At 39.7% G+C, this 1,409-nt stretch carries 1 protein-coding gene; it reads left to right on the top strand.

Translation table 11 applies throughout. The features are described 5' to 3' along the window. Positions 1 to 186 precede the first annotated feature (186 nt). Positions 187 to 1,407, top strand: a complete 1,221-nt coding sequence (locus VB797_RS24400; protein WP_323240338.1) for an ABC transporter permease — start codon at positions 187 to 189, stop codon at positions 1,405 to 1,407. Positions 1,408 to 1,409 lie beyond the last annotated feature (2 nt).

The raw sequence follows: 1,409 nt of genomic DNA, 5'->3' as shown, positions 1-1,409 counted from the left end.
GTTATGAATTAGGAGTTAAAAGTTATAAGATATTTAACCTTTAACCTTTGACCTTTAACCTTTGACCTTTAACCTTTAACCTTTAACCTTTAACCTTTGACCTTTGACCTTTGACCTTTAACCTTTAACCTTTGACCTTTGACCTTTAACCTTTAACCTTTGACCTTTGACCTTTAACCTTAAAATATGAATTTTATAGAAAGCGTACAAATGGCAGGTACAACCCTGCTATCAAATAAATTGCGTAGCGCTCTTACCATGTTAGGCATTGTTATCGGTAATGCTTCGGTAATTGCCATGATTGGTATTGGTGAAGGGGGACAAAAGTTTGTTAACAAACAGTTGGAATCTCTCGGACCAAATGTACTATTTGTAATTCCGGGGAATCAAGAAACTCAACGGATTACCTTTGATATTCCCAAAACCTTGGTGCTAGAAGATGCTCAAGCTATTGTAACTCAAGTCCCAACAATAGCAGGAGTTGCACCGGAGTTAAATCGTAGATATGTGGTGACTTATCGCAATAAAAACACTGATGTCAATATCATTGGTACTACTCCCGGTTTTCCATTGGTACGAGATTTTGAAATTGCTAAAGGACGTTTTTTTAATGAAATAGATATCAAACGCAGTAATCAAGTAGCTGTATTGGGTGCCGATTTAGCAGAAAAACTTTTTGGTAGTGTTAATCCTTTAGGAAAGCAATTACGAATCAAAAATACCAGCTTTCAAATTATTGGAATGTTGGAAGGAAAAGGTTCGGGATTGGGTGGTGCTAATTATGATGAAGCTGCATTAATACCGATTACAACTTCTGCAAATCGACTTGTAGGAAAAAATTCTCCCTATGGTATTGCGTTAGATTACCTTGTAGTTTCCGCAGTTAATGGCGATAGTGTTGACGCGGCCGAATTTCAAATGAGAAATTTATTGCGTTTGCGACACAAAACAACTGGTGAAGATGATTTTACCGTGCGTTCTCAAAAAGATGCCCAAGCTACAGTCGGACAAATAACCGGGGCTTTAACAATTATGTTAGCTGCGATCGCGAGTATTTCTTTATTTGTCGGCGGTATCGGCATTATGAATATTATGCTGGTTTCCGTTACCGAACGTACCCAGGAAATCGGACTGCGAAAAGCAATTGGTGCAACTCAGCAAGATATTTTATTACAGTTCATGATTGAAGCAGTAATTGTTTCAGCCGCTGGTGGTTTAATTGGTACTGTTGTTGGCGTGAGCGGCATTTTTTTAGTCGCAGCTGTTAGCCCCTTAGAAGCCGGAATTTCAACTACAGCGGTACTTTCCGCCGTTGGAGTTTCTGGTGCGATCGGTTTATTCTTCGGCGTAGTCCCCGCACGTCGCGCTGCTAAACTTGACCCAATTGTTGCCTTGAGAAGCGCATAAAT

It is taken from the genome of Rivularia sp. UHCC 0363, assembly GCF_034931125.1.
GTDB lineage: Bacteria > Cyanobacteriota > Cyanobacteriia > Cyanobacteriales > Nostocaceae > Rivularia.
Note: the sequence above shows the minus strand (reverse complement) of the source record. Positions and strands in the feature narration are given on the sequence as shown.

Bases quoted from the DNA above. Each gene is read 5' to 3' on its own strand.
- VB797_RS24400 (WP_323240338.1), top strand. From the start codon at position 187: ATGAATTTTATAGAAAGCGTACAAATGGCAGGTACAACCCTGCTATCA.